The organism is Rhizobium sp. 01L419, from assembly GCF_056400025.1.
On sequence record NZ_JBFTSM010000012.1, the window covers coordinates 59,320 to 77,600 of the forward strand.

The following is an 18,281-nucleotide window of genomic DNA, read 5'->3' on the forward strand; positions in this document are numbered from 1 at the left end:
AATCTGCTCGCAACGAACGGGATTTTCAAGGATCTTTAGATGACAGACAGCTCCAGCCGCATCGCGCTCGTGACCGGCGCGAACAAGGGTATCGGATATGAAATCGCCAGACAGCTCGCCCAGGCCGGCGTGACTGTTCTGCTCGGCGCGCGTGACGCGGAGCGTGGGCGATCGGCGGCAGACGAACTGGCTTCGCAGGGACTTAATGTGTGGTTCATCCGGATCGATGTCTGCGACACCGGGAGCATCGCTGCCGCCGCTGCCGAGATCGATGCCGGGCATGGCCGCCTCGATATTCTCGTCAACAATGCCGGCATTGCCGACTACACCGACGGCGCTCCCGGCAAGGCTTCGCTGGAGGCTGTGCGCCGCGAGCTGGAGACCAATTTCATCGGCGCGCTCGCGGTGACGCAGGCGATGCTGCCGCTCTTGCGCAGGGCCGGGGCAGGGCGCATCGTCAACATGACCAGCAGCCTCGGCTCCCTGACGCTGAACGGCGATCCAAGCTGGCCGTTCTATGGCGTTCGCCTTATCGGCTACAATGCCTCGAAGGCGGCGCTGAACATGCTGACGGTCCAGCTCAATGCCGAGCTCAGCGATACCGGGATCACCGCCGTATCGGCTTGCCCCGGCCTCGTGGCTACTGACCTCAGCGGCCATCGCGGCGATCGCACGCCATCGGAGGCTGCGGCTTTTCCGGTGCGAATGGCGTTGCTTCAAGGGCACGACCTCAAAGGCATTTGCCAGAGCGAGCAGGGCGCTATCCCCTGGTGATGGCCTTCTCATTGGCAATTGACGGAAAACGTGTCCGCCACTGACGCATTGTGTGAGCAAGTTCAGAGGGATAGAAATGCGTACATAGGCGATGGCCGGCTCTCGTCAGTCGAGGCGTGAGGCACAAGATCAAACGCGGAGGTTCCGTCGCCGATCAGGATCGCAGGAGGCGAGTTTCGGATGGTGATGTCTTATCGGCAGGCAGTGGCTGCCGCCGAAGATCTGGTACGAACCGAGCCGCGGATCGTGTTCATGATGTGCGGGTTGGCAGGTTCCGGCAAGACGACCTTTGCACAGAGGCTGGAGGCGCTCGGATGTGAGCGTTTCTCGATCGACGAAGAGGTCTGGCGGCATGACGGGCGTTTTGGCGTCGATTATCCGGAGGCCGCCTATGCCGATCTGCAGGCCGCCGCGGAGACGCGGCTGAAGCTCCGACTTGAAGACCAGCTCATGCGCGGCACGAAGGCAGTGATCGATTTTGCCTTCTGGAATGCGGCGGCTCGCACCCGCTACCGTGGGCTTGTCGAAGCCCGTGATCACCGGTGCTGCATCATTTATCTTCTGGTGGAGGAAGCGATTTTGCGCGGCCGTTTGAGAGAACGCTCAGCACGACGTGATGCAAATGCCGCGTTTCCGATAACGGACGACCTGCTCGCGAAATATGTTCAAGGCTTCGATATTCCGAGCGAAGAAGAGGCATGGATCGTGCAGGCGACATTCGATTGAGAAAGTTTCCCTGCGAGGGCGCGACCAAAGTCGCGCCCTCGCAGGGAAATGTCAGGCGTCGATCGCGGCCGCGGCACTGGCGATAAAGTCTGCGACCGCTTCGGGCTGCGACAGCATGGGGACGTGGCCGCTTTGCAGGACAAGCGTCTCGCCCTTCATGTGCGCGGCGGAAACGCGTTCTACGGCCGGCGGGATGGTTTCGTCTTTGGCCGCAACGAGGTACCAGGAGGGCTTGGAAGCCATGCGGCCCGGCTGATCTTGGCGCCAAAGCAGGCGACGGCGAGCGGGCTCGGGGTGGCATAAACGATATCGGCTTCGGTTACCGGCAGGTCCTGAACGAAGTGCTTGCGCACGCCATCATGCGTCAGCGCCACATAGCCTTCGCCATAAGGTTTGATCTCGGCGGCGCCGGGTGCGGGTTCATAGTCCTTCCACCAGTCATTGAAGGACTGACCGGTATCGGGTGCGCCGGCTGCGATATAGACGAGACCCTTGACCTGCTGATGATTRCCCGCCTCGGTAATGACGGCGCCGCCCCAGGAGTGGCCGACGAGCAGAACGGGACCCTCCTGCATTTCAATTACGCGATGGGCTGCCTTCACGTCATCCGCAAGCGAGCTGAGCGGATTTTGAACTGCGATTGCCTTCAGCCCGCGCGCTGCAAGCAAAGGGATGACCTTCACCCAGCAAGAGCCGTCGGCGAAAGCACCATGCACGAGAACGACTGTCTTTATGGTCATGACATTCTTCCTTCCTGTGATTTTCTGGCCTGTGAGTTTCTGGGGGCAATGTTCCGGTTCAGTTTTCTGGTTCAGTCTGGGGAATGGATAGACGCGCCGTGCGATATGCATGAGACGAATGCAGGCAGCGGATGATCTTGTCGCCAACGTTTGCACGGCGTGCCGGTAGCGACAGCAACGGATATTGCTCAGCCGATGCCATAAGCAATAGGGATGCAGAGACGCGATTGGCGGCCTGCCTGTCTGCGATAGCTCTAGCGGCCATGAAAGTCCAACACACGTCAACCCAATTCCAGGTGGCGGGCTTCATTGTGTTTTTCGTCGAAGATAACAGGCGCTGTAACGTAGAATTGTTGCGCGGTCTCCGGAGCGTGCAGAGACAAAAGGAAGATTGTTCGTATAATGTGACGCGATTTTCTTCGCTATTTTATTTTCTGATTTTAGAAAAGTCTCTAATTTCGATATATAATATTTATTTTGTGAGAATAATCGAAAAACGTGCTATGATTTGTTTTTTCTATGTATGAATTTGACTTTCGGCCGGCACCCATCGAACAGGCGGGAAACCTGCTGCATAAGCGCGGATCATAACGTTCGTGCCGTCGAGCTCCCAGGGGGCAATGGCCGCAAAGAACAGCGTCTCGGCCAGGCGCGGATAACGAAAATGATTGGCGAGATAGATATGCAATCGGCAGGATATGGAAAAAAGGATCTGAGGTTCGCAAGGCTCCACGCCGTGAAGGCGGAGCAGCGCATCACCGGCCAGGAAATCGTCGTTAAAAGGCTGCGGCTGACGGGGAGGCCGCTGGATGTCGAAAATGCGCTGTTGGGCAGGCTCTACGATCGCAAGAGACGCGTTATCTACCACTTGAAGCGTATCGAAGATTTCCTCGATGTGACATCGCAATCCGAAGTGACACCGTAATCTGGGATCAATGCCGGCGGCTGACGGCCATATGTCGTGGTCCGGTGCCGGCCGGTGCATTTGACGGGAGAATATCATGTCGGCCGGCACTGTTGCTGAAATCTCCGACGAGGCAATCGGTTCCGGCGCGAACAGGTACCTCGGGAAGCCTTTCGAGCTCTTAACCGAGCGCGAACGGGCAGTCTTCCGGCGACTGATCTCCCGGCACGCGATTGCCCATGATTCCAATCAGTCCTTCGATGCAAAGCTGACACCGTCGCAGCGGCTGGCCGACAAGGTGGCGGAATTCGGCGGTTCGTGGACCTTCATCATCCTCTTCGGGATCGCCCTTGCAGTATGGGTCGCCGGTAACCTGCTGGCCGCAACGCGCTCTTTCGATCCCTATCCCTTCATATTCCTCAATCTCATCCTTTCCATGCTGGCAGCCGTGCAGGCGCCGGTCATCATGATGAGCCAGAATAGGCATGCCGCCAAAGACCGGGTCGATGCCGCGCACGACTACGAGGTCAATTTGAAGGCTGAGATCGAAATCATGGCGCTGCATGACAAGCTCGACGAGCTTAGAAATACCGATTTGAAATCGCTCGTCGCCCAGCAGCAGGAGCAGATCGCGCTTCTGGCGAAATTGATGCTCGGCCCGCCGGGTCAGCAACGGCAAGACCTTTAAAGTACCGGAGGCTAGCATGCAGCTGCGAGAAATGACCGATAATGCCTGCATCGAGTTTCTGGCGAGCCACATGTTTGGCCATCTCGGGTGCAGCGGTGAGCAATATCCCTATATCGTTCCCATTCACTACGCCTATGAAGGACGCCAGCTGTTCATGTTTTCCATGCCCGGCCTGAAGATCGACCGTCTCAGGGCAAACCCCCTGGCCAGTTTCCACGCCGAAGAGCTCGGCCAGGACAGAAAGTGGAAAAGCGTCCTCGTTCACGGTCGTTTCGAGGAGCTGACGGATACGCCCGCGCGCCGAGATGAACGCATCCATGCATGGTCGCTTCTGGAAAAGCATGCCTTCTGGTGGGAGCCCGGATCTTTCAATTTCGGCGCCGATAAGGATGAGCCGCTGGACGCGCCGATCTTCTTCAGCCTTTCGATCGAGGTGCTTTCGGGACGGGAGACGATCTGACGGTCCTGTGGGCATGTTTCGCCTGCGGGCCGGGACGCCCCGGCAGCCAAGCCGGATCGATAACTCATCAGCCATCAACATCTGATAGGACGAACAGCGGGTGGGGGCGAACGCACAGATGCGATTGACGGGCCGCAAAATTGCGGTTAGCTCTACCGCCCATGAAAATCGCAATGGTTCTCGTCGTGGTGATATCGCGCATGGGCAGGACGGTGTAACCGTCCGGCATTAGCCACCCATGCGCCGAACACAAGGTCCCTGACGGGGCCTTTTTTTATGCCCCGTCGCACCCTAATCACCTCATCAACGACGGAAAATTGCTATGACCGGCGATAAGGCTAGCTTTACCCAAAATTCTTCCAACACTTCTTCTGGCCGTCTCATGAACGGCGGCGAAATCGTTCTGCAGGCGCTGCGCGACAATGGTGTCGAGCACATCTTCGGCTATCCGGGCGCTGCCGTGCTGCCGATCTATGACGAGATCTTTCAGCAGGACAAGATCAGGCATCTGCTCGTGCGCCATGAGCAGGGGGCGGGTCATGCCGCCGAAGGCTATGCGCGCTCGACCGGCAAGGTCGGCGTCATGCTGGTCACATCGGGACCGGGTGTCACCAATGCGGTGACGGCGCTGCAGGATGCGCTGATGGATTCCATTCCGATCGTCTGCCTGACGGGGCAGGTGCCGACCAACCTGATCGGCACGGATGCCTTTCAGGAATGCGATACTGTTGGTATCACGCGGCCCTGCACCAAGCATAATTTCCTCGTCAGCCATATCGACGATCTGGCGAAGACTATCCATCTCGCCTTCAGGATCGCCACGTCAGGCAGGCCGGGGCCGGTTCTGGTCGATATGCCCAAGGATGTGCTCTTCGCAAGCGGGCTTTATGCCGGGCCGGAGGAGATTGCCGTGCCAGCGCGCTACCGGCCGCAGGTGGATGGCAATCGGGAGGCGATTGCGGCTGCGGTCGCACTGATGGCGCAAGCGCAGCGGCCGGTTCTCTATACGGGTGGCGGCGTCATCAATTCCGGGCCGGAGGCTTCGCGGCTGCTGCGCGAGCTGGTGGAGCTGACGGGCTTTCCCGTCACCTCGACCCTGATGGGGCTCGGCGCCTATCCCGCCTCAGGGCCGAACTGGCTGAAGATGCCGGGCATGCACGGCTCCTATGAGGCGAATATGGCGATGCATGATTGTGACCTGATGATTGCTGTCGGCGCCCGTTTCGACGACCGCGTCACCTCGCGCACCGACAAGTTCTCGCCGGGCTCGCGGAAGATCCATATCGATATCGATCCCTCCTCGATCAACAAGAATGTCCCGGTCGATATCGGCATATCAGGCGATGCTGCCGCGGTGCTTGCCGGGATGATCGAAGCGTGGCGGGCGCTTCCCGTTGCACCCGAGCGGAGGCGGCTCGATGCCTGGTGGGGCGAGATCGCGGGCTGGCGGGCGAAAAGCTCCTTTGCCTATGAGATGCGCCATGACGAGATCATGCCGCAATATGCGCTGGAGAGGCTGCATGCGCTGACCTCGGGCCTCGATCCCATCGTCACGACCGATGTCGGCCAGCATCAGATGTGGGCGGCACAGCTTTTCGGCGTCGAGGGGCCGAACCGCTGGCTCACTTCGGGCGGGCTTGGCACGATGGGATACGGATTGCCGGCAGCGATCGGGGCGCAGATCGCCCATCCCGGCCGGCTGGTTCTCGGCATTGTCGGCGATGGCTCGGTGCAGATGACGCTGAAGGAGCTTTCGGCGGCGATGCAGCATCAGGCACCGGTGAAGATCTTCATCCTCAACAATGCGCAGCTCGGCATGATCCGGCAATGGCAGCAGATCCTGCACGGCAACCGCCGGGACCGATCCTACTCCGCCTCGCTGCCGGATTTCGTCAAGCTGGCGGAAGCCTATGGTGCGGTTGGTCTCAGGTGCGAAAGACCGGATGAACTGGATGACAGGATCAGGGAGATGATCGCCGTTAACAGGCCTGTTCTCTTCGACTGCCGGGTCGCCGCACTTGAGAACGTCTATCCGATGGTGCGCAGCGGCCGGCCGCATAATGACATGCTGTTTGCCGAGGATGTGCACGAGGATGAGGCCGACGCGAGCTTCGGCTTCAGCCAGGGGCTTGTCTGATCATCGGGAGCGGCCGGTGCCATCAGGTGCCGGCCGATCAATCCCGCCCGACCGGTGCTCCCAACGGATAGAGATGGCGGTAGGGGCGGGCCTCATCGAGGGCGCGGGCATAGCTCGGGCGCTGGAGAAGGCGGGCGCGATAGTCGCGGACATTTTCGAAATGGTTCGGGATCGGGTGCGCCCAATCGGCATAGAGCATGGCGGGGGCGGCGGAGCAGTCTGCAAGGCTGAAGTCTTCGCTCGCCACCCATCGGCGGCCTTTCATATGTACGTCGAGAATCCCATAGGCGGTTTCGAGCGCCTGCCTCCAGCGGACAAAGCCGTCGTCGGGCTCCATCTCGCGCCCGAGCGAGGCGTTGACCATGCGCTGCTGCGGATACTGCATGTAATTGTCGAAGAAGCGGTCCCACATGCGTACCCTGTTTGCCGCCATGGCGTCTGCGGGCAGCAAGGGGTGGTCGGTCGGGTGCAGCAGGTCGATATATTCGATGATGCTTGTCGCTTCGAAGATGAAGTCGCCGCCTTGCTCAAGGATGGGGAAGCGCTTGATCGGCCATTTTTCGAAAAATTCCGATGTAACAGGCTCGCTTCCATCGAGAAGCCTGGTCTCGAAGTCCAGGTTCTTCTCGTAGAAGGCGGTCTTGGCCTTCTGGGAATAGGAGGAGAGCGGATGAAGGTAGATCACGAAAGGCATTACGGCCTCACTTCGAAAGGACGATATGGGCGGCCAGTTCCGTCATCTCGTGGGATTTGACGGAAAAGCCCAGCGCCGGCAGGTCGATGCCTTCGAACATGGCTTCACCCTTACCGAGAACGACCGGGGAGATGGCGAAATGTATGTCGTCGATCAGGCCGGCCTGCAGATACTGGCGCACCGTGCTGACGCCGCCGCCGATCTTGACGTCCTTGTCGCCGGCTGCGGCCTTGGCCTTTTCCAGCGCTTCCTCGATGCCMCCGGTGATGAAATGGAAGGTCGTGCCGCCTTCCATGACGATCGGCTCGCGGGCATGGTGGGTGAGGATGAAAGTCGGCGCGTGATAGGGTGGGTTCGGACCCCACCAGCCCTTCCACTCCTCGTCCGGCCATTCGCCTCTGACAGGGCCGAACATATTGCGGCCGAGGATGAAGGCGCCGAAGCCGGCCATGCCCAAGGCGCCGTATTTCTCATCGACGCCGGTCGAGCCATCGTCCTTGCCGATCATCGTGCGGAAGGTGCGGGTGCCGAGGAACCACCGGTGTACGCCCATTCCGTTCTTGCCCATGGGATCGTTGATGCTTTGGTCAGGACCTGCGCCGAAACCATCGACCGAAAGGGAAAATGCAGCTACGCGTACACGCGCCATGTCAGCCTCCATCTGATTGCATTTTGAAACTAGTTGAGTTCTTACATAACCGATCCTATAATGCAACTGGTTTTTCTCATGGAGTCGGATATGGATATCGAGATACGGTCGGGCTGCCCGATCAACCTGACGATGGAAGTGCTGGGCGATCGGTGGAGCCTTGTTATCATCAGGGATATCATGTTCGGCAATCGCCGTCATTTTCGCGAGCTGCTGACGCAATCGGATGAGGGGATCGCGTCAAACATCCTGGCGGCTCGGCTGAAGCGGCTTATGTCTTATGGGCTGATCACCAAGCTCGATGACCCCTCCCATAGCCAGAAGTCGATCTACAGTCTGACGGAAGCCTCGATCCAGCTGGTGCCGATGTTTGCGATGATCGGCGCCTGGGGGCGCAGGCATCTGCCCGTCAGCGAGGATCTCAGCATCCGCGCCGAGCTCTTGGAAGGGGGCAGGCAGCCGCTCTGGGACGAGTTCATGGAGGATCTGAGAAAGATCCACGTCGAGGACCCGATCGGCGGGGCGAATGGATCAGTCAAATCGCCGGTTCTGGCGCGGCTGACGGCGGCGTTTCTGGAAGTGCGGGCGAAGATGGATGCGGCGGGGTAGCTTGCCGGCCGCTGAAGTTCAGGATGTTTTTGCAGGCCAGGTGGACAGCGCCTGATCGGCAACGGCGTTCAGCATGTCGCGGCTGAAACCGGCCTTGGCCTGTACCGCCATGCCGTGGGTCATGGCCATGACGAATGCCGCCAGGGCTTGCGTATTGGCCGTCTCCGGCAGGTCGCCTTCCGCCTTTGCCCGCTCGAAGCGCTCCTGAAGCTCTGCCTGGCCGGCAGCGCGGAAGTCGATCAGCGCCTGTCGCACAGGCTCGGCCTCATCCGATCCCGCCACGGCGCCATTGATGCCGAGACAGCCCGTATGGTTGGGAAAACGCGTATTGAGGTCGACCGCATTATAGAGGATATGCGCGGCCACCTGGCGCGATGTGGGGAGTTTGAGCGCTTCCGGGATATAATCCAGATATCGCTCGGAATAGCGATCCAGTGCTTTCCGGAAGAGCGCTTCCTTGTTGCCGAAGGCGGAATAGAGCGCCGGCCTCTCGATGCCGGCAGCTTCCGTCAGGTCAGCATAGGACGCGCCCTCGTAGCCCTTGCGCCAGAAAACGCATAGCGCCGCATCGAGCACCTTTTCGACATCAAATTCGCGATGGCGTCCCATCAGATCAGCTCAGCCAATTTCATAATGGTCGTTATTAAACCACTTGACAGGCTTTGTCCACATTTCATACCAATCATTATGGTAACGGTCGTTACGAAAAAGTGGCGCTGCCGCTCGCTGAGGGCAGGCAGTGCCCTGATGGTGTGTAGAAAGGATTCCCATGTCGAATATTCTGAAGGGCAAGGTTGCGCTCGTGACCGGCGGCTCGCGCGGGCTTGGTGCTGCCGCGGCGGAGGCGCTTGCCGATCAAGGCGCAGACGTTGCGATCAGCTATGTCGCTTCCGCAGAAAAGGCGGAGGCTGTGGTCGAGAAGCTGCGGGCGAAGGGTGTGCGGGCTCTGGCGATCAAGAGCGACCAGGCCGATATGGCGGCGGCCAAGCCGCTGGTCGATAAGGCGATCGCCTATTTCGGCAAGCTCGACATTCTCGTCAACAATGCGGCGATCGCGGTGCAGGGCAAGACGGTCGACGATCCCGATCTGGACACGGTCAATCTCGATCGCCAATGGCAGATCAATGTGATGGGCGCAGTGGCGACCACGCGCGCGGCTGCACCCGTGCTGTCGGATGGCGGCCGGATCATCTTCATCGGCTCCCTCCTTGGCACCCATGTGCCGTTCGGCGGTGCTGCCGACTACGCGGGAACGAAGGCGGCCGTCGTCGGCTATGCGAAGGGCGTCGCCCGCGATCTCGGCGGACGCAACATCACCGTCAACGTCATCCAGCCCGGTGTGATGCCGACCGACATGTCTGCCGAAGTGCTGGGTGATGGCGTGCCCGACGCCCTCATGAACCTGCACACCATTCGCCGCATCGCGACGCTTGAGGAAGTCTCGGCGCTCATCTGCCATCTGGCCGGACCTCACGGAGGCTACATGACGGGCAGCGTGATCGACGTGGCCGGTGGTCTCGCGATCTGACTGCCGGGATCAGGACGGAATTCTCACTCACGCAATTGAAGGAAAAGAAGATGACCAAGAGCTTTGGTGCAAAATCGACCGCCGACGAAGTGCTTTCCGGTGTCGATCTCAAGGGAAAGCGATTTCTCGTCACGGGTGTATCGTCGGGTATCGGGCTCGAAACAGCCAGCTCACTCGTCTCTCACGGTGCCAGCGTCGTCGGAACGGTCAGGGATCTCGCCAAGGGCGAGCCGGCCACTGCGCCGGTTCGTGACGCCGCTTCGCAAGGCGGCGGCAGTCTGGAATTGATCGCGCTCGATCTGGCATCGCTGCAGAGCGTTCGGGCCGGCGCGGACAGGCTGCTGGCTGACATCAGGCGGTTCGATGCCGTCATCGCCAATGCCGGGGTGATGGCAACGCCGTTCGGGCGGACGGTCGACGGCTTCGAAATCCAGTTCGGGACCAACCATCTCGGGCATTTCGCTTTGATTGACCGGATCGCGCCGCTCATTGCCGACAATGGGCGGTTGGTGGTGCTGTCTTCGCAGGCGCATCGCGTCGCCGATGTCGATCTCGACGATCCGAATTTCGAGCATCAGGAGTATCAGCCGTTTGTCGCCTATGGCCGGTCGAAGACGGCGAACGCGCTCTTCGCAGTGGAATTCGACCGGCGGCATCGTGATCGCGGCATCCGGGCTGCTTCGGTAATGCCCGGCAACAGCATCACCGATCTTCCCCGGCATTTTTCGCCGGAGGAGTTGCAGGGTCTTTTGGAAACCGTCGGCAAGGCGCGCGCCGAAGCGGGTCTTGCGCCTGCGGAACTGAAGGAGATCCCGCAGGCGGCGGCAACCTCGGTCTGGGCCGCGGTCGTTGCCGACAAGGATGCGATCGGCGGCCGTTATCTCGAGGATTGTGCGGTCGCGCCGATCAACGATACGCCCAGTCCTTTTGCCGACGGGGTCAGGTCGTATGCGCTCGATGCCGGCAAGGCCAAACAACTCTGGACGAGAAGCGAGGAGTTGATAGGCGCTGCCTCTTAAGGATCAGGCCGCCACGCTGCCGTAATCCATCGCGTCGAGATCGGCGATCAGGCCGGGACCTGTCGGATTCCATCCAAGGACCCGGCGGGTCTTTTCGCTGGAGGCCGGGAAGTCCAGGCCGGCGAACATCGCCATCCAGCCGAAATGCTCGGCCGCCTTTTCCGGCGCGACCGAGACGACCGGCAGCTTCAGGCCGCGGCCGAGGGCTTCGGCAATCTCGCGGGTCGTGATGCCTTCCTCGGCAACGGCGTTGTAGCGGGCGCCAGGCTCAGCTTTTTCGATCGCGAGCCGGTAGAGCAGGGCGACATCGAGCAGGTGGCCGGCGGGGAAGCGGTTGCGGCCTTCGCCGACATAGGCGGAGACGCCCTTTTCGCGGGCGATCTCGATGAGCGGCGAGATCAGGCCCTGCTTGAATGTGTCGTGGACCTGGGGAAGGCGCATGACCGAGACGTTGACGCCCTGGTCGAGCAGGGCGTTGCCGGCAAGCTCGGAGGCGATGCGCGGGTTGGGATGCTCGATGTTGAAGACATCCTCGCTCGCGGGCTCGCCGAGATGGGCGTTGCCGATGCCGGTGCCTGACGTGATGAGGAGGGGGCGGTTGGAGCCCTTGAGTGCCTCGCCCATCGCGTGGATGATGCGGCTGTCCTTCTCACAATTCGCGACGAACCGGGAAAAGTCATGGTCGAAAGCGGTATGGATGACGGCGTCTGCCTTCTCGACGCCGCTCCGGACGCTTTCAGGCTCTTCCAGCACTCCCCGGTGGACTTCGGCGCCCGCCGCATCCAGCGCTTTGGCGCCGGCATCCGAGCGGGTCATGCCGATGACATGATGGCCGGCCTTCAGGAGTTCGGGCAGGATGGCCGAGCCGATGAAGCCGGTGGCGCCGGTGAGGAAAATGCGCATGGATATCTCCTTGTTTCAAAGCGTGCCGTTGCACGCTTTAAGTCATTGTTTTTTCGCATGTCGTTATCGCAAACCGCTTCACACTTTTGCGCGACATGCTTTACAGACCCCACTATTGCGCTATAGTTTATGCTGTTAAAGTAGTGATCTTATCCTATTATAATGGCTAACAGGAACAGCATGAGCACCGACAGCAACGCGCTTGGCATCTTCCTTCGCGACCGCCGCTCGCGCCTCGATCCGGCGGTGTTCGGTTTTTCCGGGCGCCGGCGCACGCCGGGGCTCAGGCGCGAAGAGGTGGCGCAGCGCGCCAATATCAGCCCGACCTGGTACACATGGCTGGAACAGGGGCGCGGCGGCGCACCATCAGCCGATGTGCTGAACCGGATCGCAGGCGGGCTGATGCTGACCGAGCCCGAGCGCGAGCATTTGTTCATTCTCGGTCTCGGCCGGCCGCCGGAAGTGCGCTACCGCGCCATCGAGGGCATTAGTCCGCGCCTGCAGCGTCTCATCGACACGCTCGAGGTGAGCCCCGCGCTGGTGCGCACCGCGGCCTGGGACATCGTTGCCTGGAACCGCGCGGCCACCGTCGTCATGACCGATTACGGCAAGCTTGCGCCGGAGGATCGGAACGTGCTGCGGCTGTTGTTTTCCAACCCTGGTGTCCGGAACGTTCAGCACGATTGGGAAGCCATGGCACGTTTCGTCGTCGGCGCCTTCCGGGCGGATGCGGCGCGAGCGGGTGCTACCTCGGAGATATCAGATCTGGTGGAGGAGCTCTGCCGTACAAGCCCGGAATTCAAAGGGATCTGGGAGGAGAATGAGGTGATCGCCCATGGCGAGGGAACCAAGCGGTTGAGACATCCTGTTCTCGGCGATATCGCACTGGAATATTCCGGCTTTGCGATCGACGGCAGGCCGGATCTCAACATGGTCGTCTATAATCCCGTCGATCCTGACGTCGCAGAGCGCATTCGCCTGATGGTCAGGGACAGCTGAGACGAGCGCGATCAAGACCTTCGCCGCAGCGTGAACACCGTCAGTTCCGAGGGCCTGCCCAGCCTCAGCGCAAAGCCCGGCCAGAGCGCTGTTCCGTTGTTGACATAGAGCTGCATGCGGCCGACGTGGTAGTGGCCGGAGACGAAACCGCCGTTTGCGCGGGCGACCAGACGATCGAGGCCGAGCACCATGCCGCCATGGGTGTGCCCTGACAGCTGCAGCGCGATCCCCGCCTTGGCCGTCTCGGCGGCCATTCTCGGCTGATGGTCGAGAAGAATGATCGGGGCATCGGCCGGAGCGTCTTTCAAGGCCGCGGCAAGATCGGGATCGGGCATCGCTCTGCCGAAAGCCGCCAGATCGGTCACGCCGGCAATGACGATGCGGCCGGCGCCGCGCTCGATGACGGCGTGCTCATTCATCAGCATGCGGATGCCAAGACTGGCGTCGTGCGCAATCCAATCGTCGTAGCCGAAATAATATTCGTGATTGCCGGGAATGGCGAAGACGCCGTCGCGCGCCGCAAGCTTCGCAAGCGGTGCGACATCGGCCCGGCGCTTCTCGAGGCGGCCGTCGATGAAATCGCCGGTGACGACGATCGCATCGGTCCCGAGGCCATTGGCCTTCTGCACAAGGGTTTCGGCCCAGGACGCCGGGAAGAGGCGGCTGAGATGGAGGTCGGTCAGCTGCAGCAGCCGATAGCCGTCGAAGGATTCGGGAAGATCCCGGATTGATATCTCGACGTTCTTCACGGGTGGAATGCGCACGGCTCCGGCAACGCCAAAAGCGGCCAGGCCGAAGGCTGCGAGCCCGATGATGTAGCGCATCTCCGGGGGCACGGCCGGAAACTCTCCCTCGACGAGAGCAAGGGCAAGCGAGACGGCATCGAGCGCGATCTGGAAGACCGCCAGCAGGAGCGTCGCGCCGAAGAGGAAATTCAGCACGATAATCAGCGGGCGCGGATATTCGGGCGCGAAGACGGACCCTGAAGAGATGCGGTTCAGCAGTACCTGCTGGGAGGCGACCAGGAGCACGCCGGCAAGCAGGGCCTTGGCAGGCCAGATCCACGGCAGGGGCAGGATGAAGCGGAGGAGGACGACCAGCCAGGGAATGCCGAGAATGAAATGGAACATCAAATAGGCCTGTGATTATCAATGCTTATCGGAGGGAATGAAGAGATTGAATCTGGTGTCTCCGGCGTCCTGCGCAAGAGGCTCATTGTTCTTTGGGTCCGTCAGGCTGACGCCGGTCCCATGCGCGAGTGCTCAGCCAGCCTTCTGCGCCTCAGTGAACAACCAGCCGATCACGGTTTCCAGCGCCTGGGATTTCCGGTAGCGGGGCCAGACGAGGTAGATGTCCGACGGGCCGCGCAACCTGCCTTCGAAGACACGCACCAGCCGCCCCCGGGCCAGATCCTCGGTGACGAAGCCGCCATTGGCGAGAACGATGCCCTGTCCGGCAATCGCTGCCTCGATGGCGTGAGAAGTCTGCGAAAAGCTGATGCCCTTGAAGGAGGGGCTGCGGCTGCTGGCGAGATGGCGCTCGACGAATTCCGGCCAGAGATTATGGGCATCGTGCAGCAGCGGATAGGCGGAGAGCTCCTCGGCCGTGCGCGGTGCATTCCGGCCGGCAAGCAGCAGCGGGCTGCAGACGGCGATGACCTCCTGTTCGAACAGCAGCTCGGCATTCAGGCCCGGCCCAAAGGGCGGGCGGCCATAGCGGACGGCGAGATCGACGCCATCGACGGCGAAATTCGAGATGCGCTCGGTCGCCAGAATATGCAGATCGAGATCGGGATGCAGAGCGGTGAAATCAGGCAGGCGAGGGATCAGCCACTTCGATGCAAATGTCGGCGTGGTGCTGATGGTGAGCTTGATCGCCTGCGGCTTCAGCTCGTCCGTTGCCCGCGCTATGATCTCGAAGGCGCGCCTGATGTCGGCGATGTAGCGTCTGCCCTCGGCCGTCAGCGCCAGCGTGCGCGGAAGCCGTTCGAAAAGGGTCATGCCGAGCTGCGCTTCGAGCCCGCGCACCTGCTGGGCGACGGCGCCCTGCGTAACGCCAAGCTCTTCGGCGGCGAGCCTGAAGTTCAGGTGGCGCGCCGCGACCTCGAAGGCTCTCAGGCCATTGAGAGAGGGAAGCTTTCCCGGGATATCGCTCATCGAGTAGTTTTTCTACTGCTATAAAAGAGGAGAACTGGTTCGCGCTCGCGCGACGGACATGGTATCGTGCGCGCACACATCGATCAATCGACGATATCACTTCAGGAGGGCATCGGCATGTCAGTAGAAAAAGTGGCTGTTATCACGGCAGGCGGCAGCGGCATGGGCGCTGAGAGCGCGAGACGCCTTGCTGCCGATGGCTACAAGGTCGCGATCCTGTCTTCCTCCGGCAAGGGTGAGGCGCTCGCCAAGGAGCTCGGCGGCGTCGGCGTGACCGGTTCCAACCAGTCGAATGACGATCTGAAGCGGCTTATCGATGCGGCGATGGCGGCTTGGGGGCGGATCGACGTTCTCGTCAACAGCGCCGGGCATGGGCCGCGTGCCGCGCTGAACGAGATCACCGACGAGCAGTGGCATACGGGCATGGACGTCTATCTGATGAACGTCATCCGCCCGGTGCGGCTGGTGACGCCGATCATGCAGGCGCAGAAGAAGGGCGCGATCGTCAATATCTCGACGGCCTGGGTCTTCGAGCCGTCGACGATGTTCCCGACGTCAGCCGTCTTCCGCGCCGGTCTTGCCGCCTATACCAAGCTCTTTGCGGACACCTATGCGGCCGAGAATATTCGCATGAACAACGTGCTGCCCGGCTGGATCGACAGCCTGCCGGCAACCGAGGCGCGGCGCGAGAGCGTGCCGATGCAGCGCTATGGCACGAGTGAGGAAGTGGCCGCGACCATCGCGTTTCTGGTGTCCGACGGGGCGGGGTATATTACCGGCCAGAGCCTGAAGGTGGATGGCGGGTTGATGCGCTCGGTTTGAGGGGTGCATATCTGGTGCTCGATGGCGGTGGACGGTTGATCGTCGAAGGCAGGGGCAGCTTGAACTATTCGGCTCTGCGCTTATTGTCAGGCGGTGGACATTGCGCCCATGCCCGCGACGATCGAGAAGGCCCGAATCCATGCAGAAGTTCACCGTAACCATCACGCGCGAGATCGAGGCCGATACTGCCGAGGAAGCAGCGCTTCTCCTGTATCAGGAGCTTGCCCGGGACGCGGCGCCGCTTCGCTATCTGGTCGCGGACGAGACCAAGAGGACAAGGACCGTGACGCTGGATCGGGCAAAGGCGGACGAATTCGCCGCCGTCGATCATACTGCGGATCCGGGGAACTGGTGAGCCGCCCGGCAATACCTCACTTCTTCTCGCCCAGATACCGAAACAGGGTGTCTTTCCAGGCGTCGTCGTGGATTGCTTCGAGAATGGCGACATCGATCGCCTTCCGGTAACGGCTGCCGGCGGGCATCGCCATGCCGTAGTTCTGCGGCTCGAAGACCGTGTCCAGCACCTGCACGCTGCCGGGAAACTGCTGTTCGGCGGTCCAGGAGAGCAGCGGCTTGTCGTAGACGAAGGCGTCGATAGTGCCTGATGTCAACGCCCGGAAGCCGTCCTGCACCTTGTCGAAATCGCGGTGCCGGATGTGCTCGCCATCGAGAAAACCTGTCGTGGCGGAGCCGGTGACCGCGCCGACGCGCACCCTCGGCAGGTCTTCGGCGCCGTTCACCAGCCCCCTGATCTGGCGCGTGGTGAGCGCGGAGGTGACGCTTGCGGTGAAGACCGCGATGGTGATGATCGACATGACCATCCAGAGGATCGCCAGGGTTCGACCGCCGAGCGTTTTAGGGCCGCGATGGCCGGTGCTTGCCTGCGTCATCGCTTCGGCCGACCACCAGATGCTGGCGCCGAGCCCTCTGGCCGCGCCGCCGCCGAAATCCTCGTTGTGGCGGTGCTCGAAGAGCCAGATCAGGGCGCCCACCGCCAGCGAAATACCGATAAGCGCGCCGACCGCCTGAAGAAAACCGAGGGAGGTCATCGTCTGCGTGATCTCGTACCAGACGGAGACGCTCTGGACGGAGACGGCGATGCCGAGGCCGGTATTGTAAAACGGCTGGGAGAAATCGACATTGCGTTCCCTGTCGGCGGTGATGGTGATGGCCGCGACCGAGAGGTCGTAGTCGCCGCGCTTCGTGGCATCGAGCAGACTCTGGACCGAGGGTTCCTCGACCAGCCGGTATTTGACGCCGAGCCTGTCGGCGATCTGCTGCCAGAGATCAATCGAAAGGCCGGTCCAGGTGCCGTCGGGCTCCTTCATGGCAAAAGGCGGGGCTTCCTTGGTGCCGACCACCAGTTCGCGGTTGGGAAATTCAGGCGGGGCGGCAAACGCGTGCCGTGGGAAGGATACGGCCAGACAAAGGAAAAACGCCAGAATGGCGAACGGCAGAGTCCGGCGCCTGCTTTTGCCGGATGAGGGCGCGGTGGTCTTTGCCATAACACCTTTCCCTTCCTGCATCAGGCGAACTGCCGCTTCGTTCGTGGATCATCCTGAACGGCTGACGGCGTCCGGCAAGTACGCAACGGTAAATGCAACGATCATTTACGGTGACGGGCATTTGGCACAGGCTGGTTTCAGATCTCGGCAAATCACCACGCATCCAGAAATGGGCGTGCGGCAAATGCAGGCATCAGGGCCGCCGGCAGGCGAGGATGAAGCGCCGGTAGACGAGGGTTCGGAGCCTGTTTCGGATATTGGCATTCTTGCGCTGCGCCCTCGCGATCGGGGTGTGGGAGTGAAGCGCGATGTCCGTAAAGCCTGCCGATCTCAAGAGCGGCAGGAGCATGTTGGGGCGGAGACCCTGGCCGAAGGGCAGGGCTGACATGATGCGGGCGTGGCGGGTGCTGAGCGCGCCGTCATAGTTCTTGTCGGCGCCGACGAGGCGGTCGATCCAGGAGATCAGCAGGCTGGCGATGCGGCCGGTCGGTTTCGGGCCTGCCCAGTCGCCATCGAAGAAGAGCAACAGGCCGCCGGGCTTGAGGATGCGGAACCATTCGCGAAAGGTTTCCTCCGGCCGGGTCAGCGTCCAGACGAGGTGGCGGCAGATGATGGCGTCATAGCTCGCGTCCGGTTCCAGGGTGTTTTCGGCGTCTGCAAGGATGAAGCGCAGGCGCTGCTTGCCGGCATGTTTGGCGCGGGCAACTTTCAGCATCGCTTCGGAGAAATCGAGTGCGGTGACGTCATGGCCGAGATCGTGGATCAGGCGCGTCACTTCGCCGGTGCCGCAGGCAAGTTCCAGCACGCGTTTCGGCTCGGGGCCGATGGCTTTGCGGATCGGCTTCTGCCAGGCGTCTGCCTCCGGGCCGGGGGCGATCCTGTGGCCGAAGGCGAGGTCAAAGGTTTCCGAGCGCTTCGACCAGTAGTCGCGGATCTCTTCCTTGAGATCGAAATTCACTCCATCCATG

General features: G+C 61.3%; 20 protein-coding genes and 1 pseudogene. 12 read left to right on the top strand and 9 right to left on the bottom strand.

All coding sequences use genetic code 11. From position 1 onward, the window contains the following. Nucleotides 1–39 precede the first annotated feature (39 nt). The gene (locus AC1DUP_RS22670; RefSeq protein ID WP_477834596.1) at nucleotides 40–774 is read left to right on the top strand and encodes an SDR family oxidoreductase; all 735 of its coding nucleotides are present in this window, start codon (nucleotides 40–42) and stop codon (nucleotides 772–774) included. Between the two features lie 180 nt (nucleotides 775–954). Next, on the top strand, nucleotides 955–1,500 hold the full coding sequence (locus AC1DUP_RS22675) for an ATP-binding protein (RefSeq protein WP_113311046.1): 546 nt from the start codon (nucleotides 955–957) through the stop codon (nucleotides 1,498–1,500). Nucleotides 1,501–1,551: 51 nt separating this feature from the next. On the opposite strand, the pseudogene AC1DUP_RS22680 reads toward AC1DUP_RS22675, so the two are convergent. After that, nucleotides 1,552–2,351: pseudogene (locus tag AC1DUP_RS22680) on the bottom strand (alpha/beta fold hydrolase). A 553-nt stretch (nucleotides 2,352–2,904) separates the two neighbouring features. Between AC1DUP_RS22680 and AC1DUP_RS22685 the strand changes: the two are divergent. The 4 genes from AC1DUP_RS22685 to AC1DUP_RS22700 all read left to right on the top strand — a co-directional run bounded on the left by AC1DUP_RS22685 (nucleotide 2,905) and on the right by AC1DUP_RS22700 (nucleotide 6,429). Continuing rightward, complete coding sequence (locus AC1DUP_RS22685; protein ID WP_477834598.1) at nucleotides 2,905–3,165, top strand: hypothetical protein; 261 nt, start codon at nucleotides 2,905–2,907, stop codon at nucleotides 3,163–3,165. A gap of 76 nt (nucleotides 3,166–3,241) precedes the next feature. Further along, nucleotides 3,242–3,832, top strand: a complete 591-nt coding sequence (locus AC1DUP_RS22690; RefSeq protein WP_477834600.1) for a DUF1003 domain-containing protein — start codon at nucleotides 3,242–3,244, stop codon at nucleotides 3,830–3,832. A 16-nt stretch (nucleotides 3,833–3,848) separates the two neighbouring features. Beyond that, nucleotides 3,849–4,292 carry a pyridoxamine 5'-phosphate oxidase family protein gene (locus AC1DUP_RS22695; RefSeq protein ID WP_113311044.1) on the top strand — a complete coding sequence of 148 codons (444 nt, stop codon included), beginning with the start codon at nucleotides 3,849–3,851 and terminating at the stop codon, nucleotides 4,290–4,292. 322 nt (nucleotides 4,293–4,614) lie between these two features. Further along, nucleotides 4,615–6,429, top strand: a complete 1,815-nt coding sequence (locus tag AC1DUP_RS22700; RefSeq protein ID WP_477834603.1) for an acetolactate synthase 3 large subunit — start codon at nucleotides 4,615–4,617, stop codon at nucleotides 6,427–6,429. Between the two features lie 37 nt (nucleotides 6,430–6,466). On the opposite strand, the gene AC1DUP_RS22705 is transcribed toward AC1DUP_RS22700, so the two are convergent. Together AC1DUP_RS22705 and AC1DUP_RS22710 are read right to left on the bottom strand one after the other, a co-directional pair. After that, the gene (locus tag AC1DUP_RS22705) at nucleotides 6,467–7,123 is read right to left on the bottom strand and encodes a glutathione S-transferase family protein (RefSeq protein WP_113311042.1); all 657 of its coding nucleotides are present in this window, start codon (nucleotides 7,121–7,123) and stop codon (nucleotides 6,467–6,469) included. A gap of 7 nt (nucleotides 7,124–7,130) precedes the next feature. Further along, on the bottom strand, nucleotides 7,131–7,772 hold the full coding sequence (locus AC1DUP_RS22710) for a dihydrofolate reductase family protein (protein WP_113311041.1): 642 nt from the start codon (nucleotides 7,770–7,772) through the stop codon (nucleotides 7,131–7,133). Nucleotides 7,773–7,862: 90 nt separating this feature from the next. Between AC1DUP_RS22710 and AC1DUP_RS22715 the strand changes: the two genes are divergently transcribed. Further along, nucleotides 7,863–8,381, top strand: coding sequence for a winged helix-turn-helix transcriptional regulator (locus tag AC1DUP_RS22715; RefSeq protein WP_113311169.1), 519 nt, complete (start codon nucleotides 7,863–7,865; stop codon nucleotides 8,379–8,381). Between the two features lie 18 nt (nucleotides 8,382–8,399). Here the strand turns inward: AC1DUP_RS22715 and AC1DUP_RS22720 are convergent, their stop codons facing one another. After that, on the bottom strand, nucleotides 8,400–8,990 hold the full coding sequence (locus AC1DUP_RS22720; protein ID WP_113299238.1) for a TetR/AcrR family transcriptional regulator: 591 nt from the start codon (nucleotides 8,988–8,990) through the stop codon (nucleotides 8,400–8,402). A gap of 160 nt (nucleotides 8,991–9,150) precedes the next feature. Between AC1DUP_RS22720 and AC1DUP_RS22725 the strand changes: the two genes are divergently transcribed. Beyond that, on the top strand, nucleotides 9,151–9,909 hold the full coding sequence (locus AC1DUP_RS22725; RefSeq protein ID WP_113311040.1) for an SDR family oxidoreductase: 759 nt from the start codon (nucleotides 9,151–9,153) through the stop codon (nucleotides 9,907–9,909). 50 nt (nucleotides 9,910–9,959) lie between these two features. Then, a complete protein-coding gene (locus tag AC1DUP_RS22730) occupies nucleotides 9,960–10,928 on the top strand; it encodes an SDR family NAD(P)-dependent oxidoreductase (protein ID WP_113311039.1) in 969 nt (322 codons plus the stop codon). A gap of 3 nt (nucleotides 10,929–10,931) precedes the next feature. Here the strand turns inward: AC1DUP_RS22730 and AC1DUP_RS22735 are convergent, their stop codons facing one another. Further along, nucleotides 10,932–11,831, bottom strand: a complete 900-nt coding sequence (locus AC1DUP_RS22735; protein ID WP_113311038.1) for an SDR family oxidoreductase — start codon at nucleotides 11,829–11,831, stop codon at nucleotides 10,932–10,934. A 180-nt stretch (nucleotides 11,832–12,011) separates the two neighbouring features. Between AC1DUP_RS22735 and AC1DUP_RS22740 the strand changes: the two genes are divergently transcribed. Then, nucleotides 12,012–12,830, top strand: a complete 819-nt coding sequence (locus tag AC1DUP_RS22740; RefSeq protein ID WP_162748601.1) for a helix-turn-helix transcriptional regulator — start codon at nucleotides 12,012–12,014, stop codon at nucleotides 12,828–12,830. An 11-nt stretch (nucleotides 12,831–12,841) separates the two neighbouring features. Here AC1DUP_RS22740 and AC1DUP_RS22745 read toward each other — a convergent pair whose 3' ends face one another. After that, a complete protein-coding gene (locus AC1DUP_RS22745; protein ID WP_113311036.1) occupies nucleotides 12,842–13,960 on the bottom strand; it encodes a metallophosphoesterase in 1,119 nt (372 codons plus the stop codon). Between the two features lie 132 nt (nucleotides 13,961–14,092). Further along, on the bottom strand, nucleotides 14,093–14,986 hold the full coding sequence (gcvA, locus tag AC1DUP_RS22750) for a transcriptional regulator GcvA (RefSeq protein WP_113299232.1): 894 nt from the start codon (nucleotides 14,984–14,986) through the stop codon (nucleotides 14,093–14,095). Nucleotides 14,987–15,103: 117 nt separating this feature from the next. On the opposite strand from gcvA, the gene AC1DUP_RS22755 reads away from it, so the two are divergent. Continuing rightward, nucleotides 15,104–15,808: an SDR family oxidoreductase gene (locus AC1DUP_RS22755; RefSeq protein WP_037099010.1), complete on the top strand. Its 705-nt coding sequence runs from the start codon at nucleotides 15,104–15,106 to the stop codon at nucleotides 15,806–15,808. Between the two features lie 139 nt (nucleotides 15,809–15,947). Continuing rightward, nucleotides 15,948–16,163 (top strand): hypothetical protein, encoded by a 216-nt coding sequence (locus tag AC1DUP_RS22760; RefSeq protein WP_113299231.1) that lies wholly within the window; start codon nucleotides 15,948–15,950, stop codon nucleotides 16,161–16,163. Between the two features lie 16 nt (nucleotides 16,164–16,179). On the opposite strand, the gene AC1DUP_RS22765 is transcribed toward AC1DUP_RS22760, so the two are convergent. Next, complete coding sequence (locus tag AC1DUP_RS22765) at nucleotides 16,180–17,313, bottom strand: transporter substrate-binding domain-containing protein (protein WP_477834609.1); 1,134 nt, start codon at nucleotides 17,311–17,313, stop codon at nucleotides 16,180–16,182. A gap of 193 nt (nucleotides 17,314–17,506) precedes the next feature. Further along, nucleotides 17,507–18,280, bottom strand: a complete 774-nt coding sequence (locus AC1DUP_RS22770) for a class I SAM-dependent methyltransferase (RefSeq protein WP_477834611.1) — start codon at nucleotides 18,278–18,280, stop codon at nucleotides 17,507–17,509. Nucleotide 18,281 lies beyond the last annotated feature (1 nt).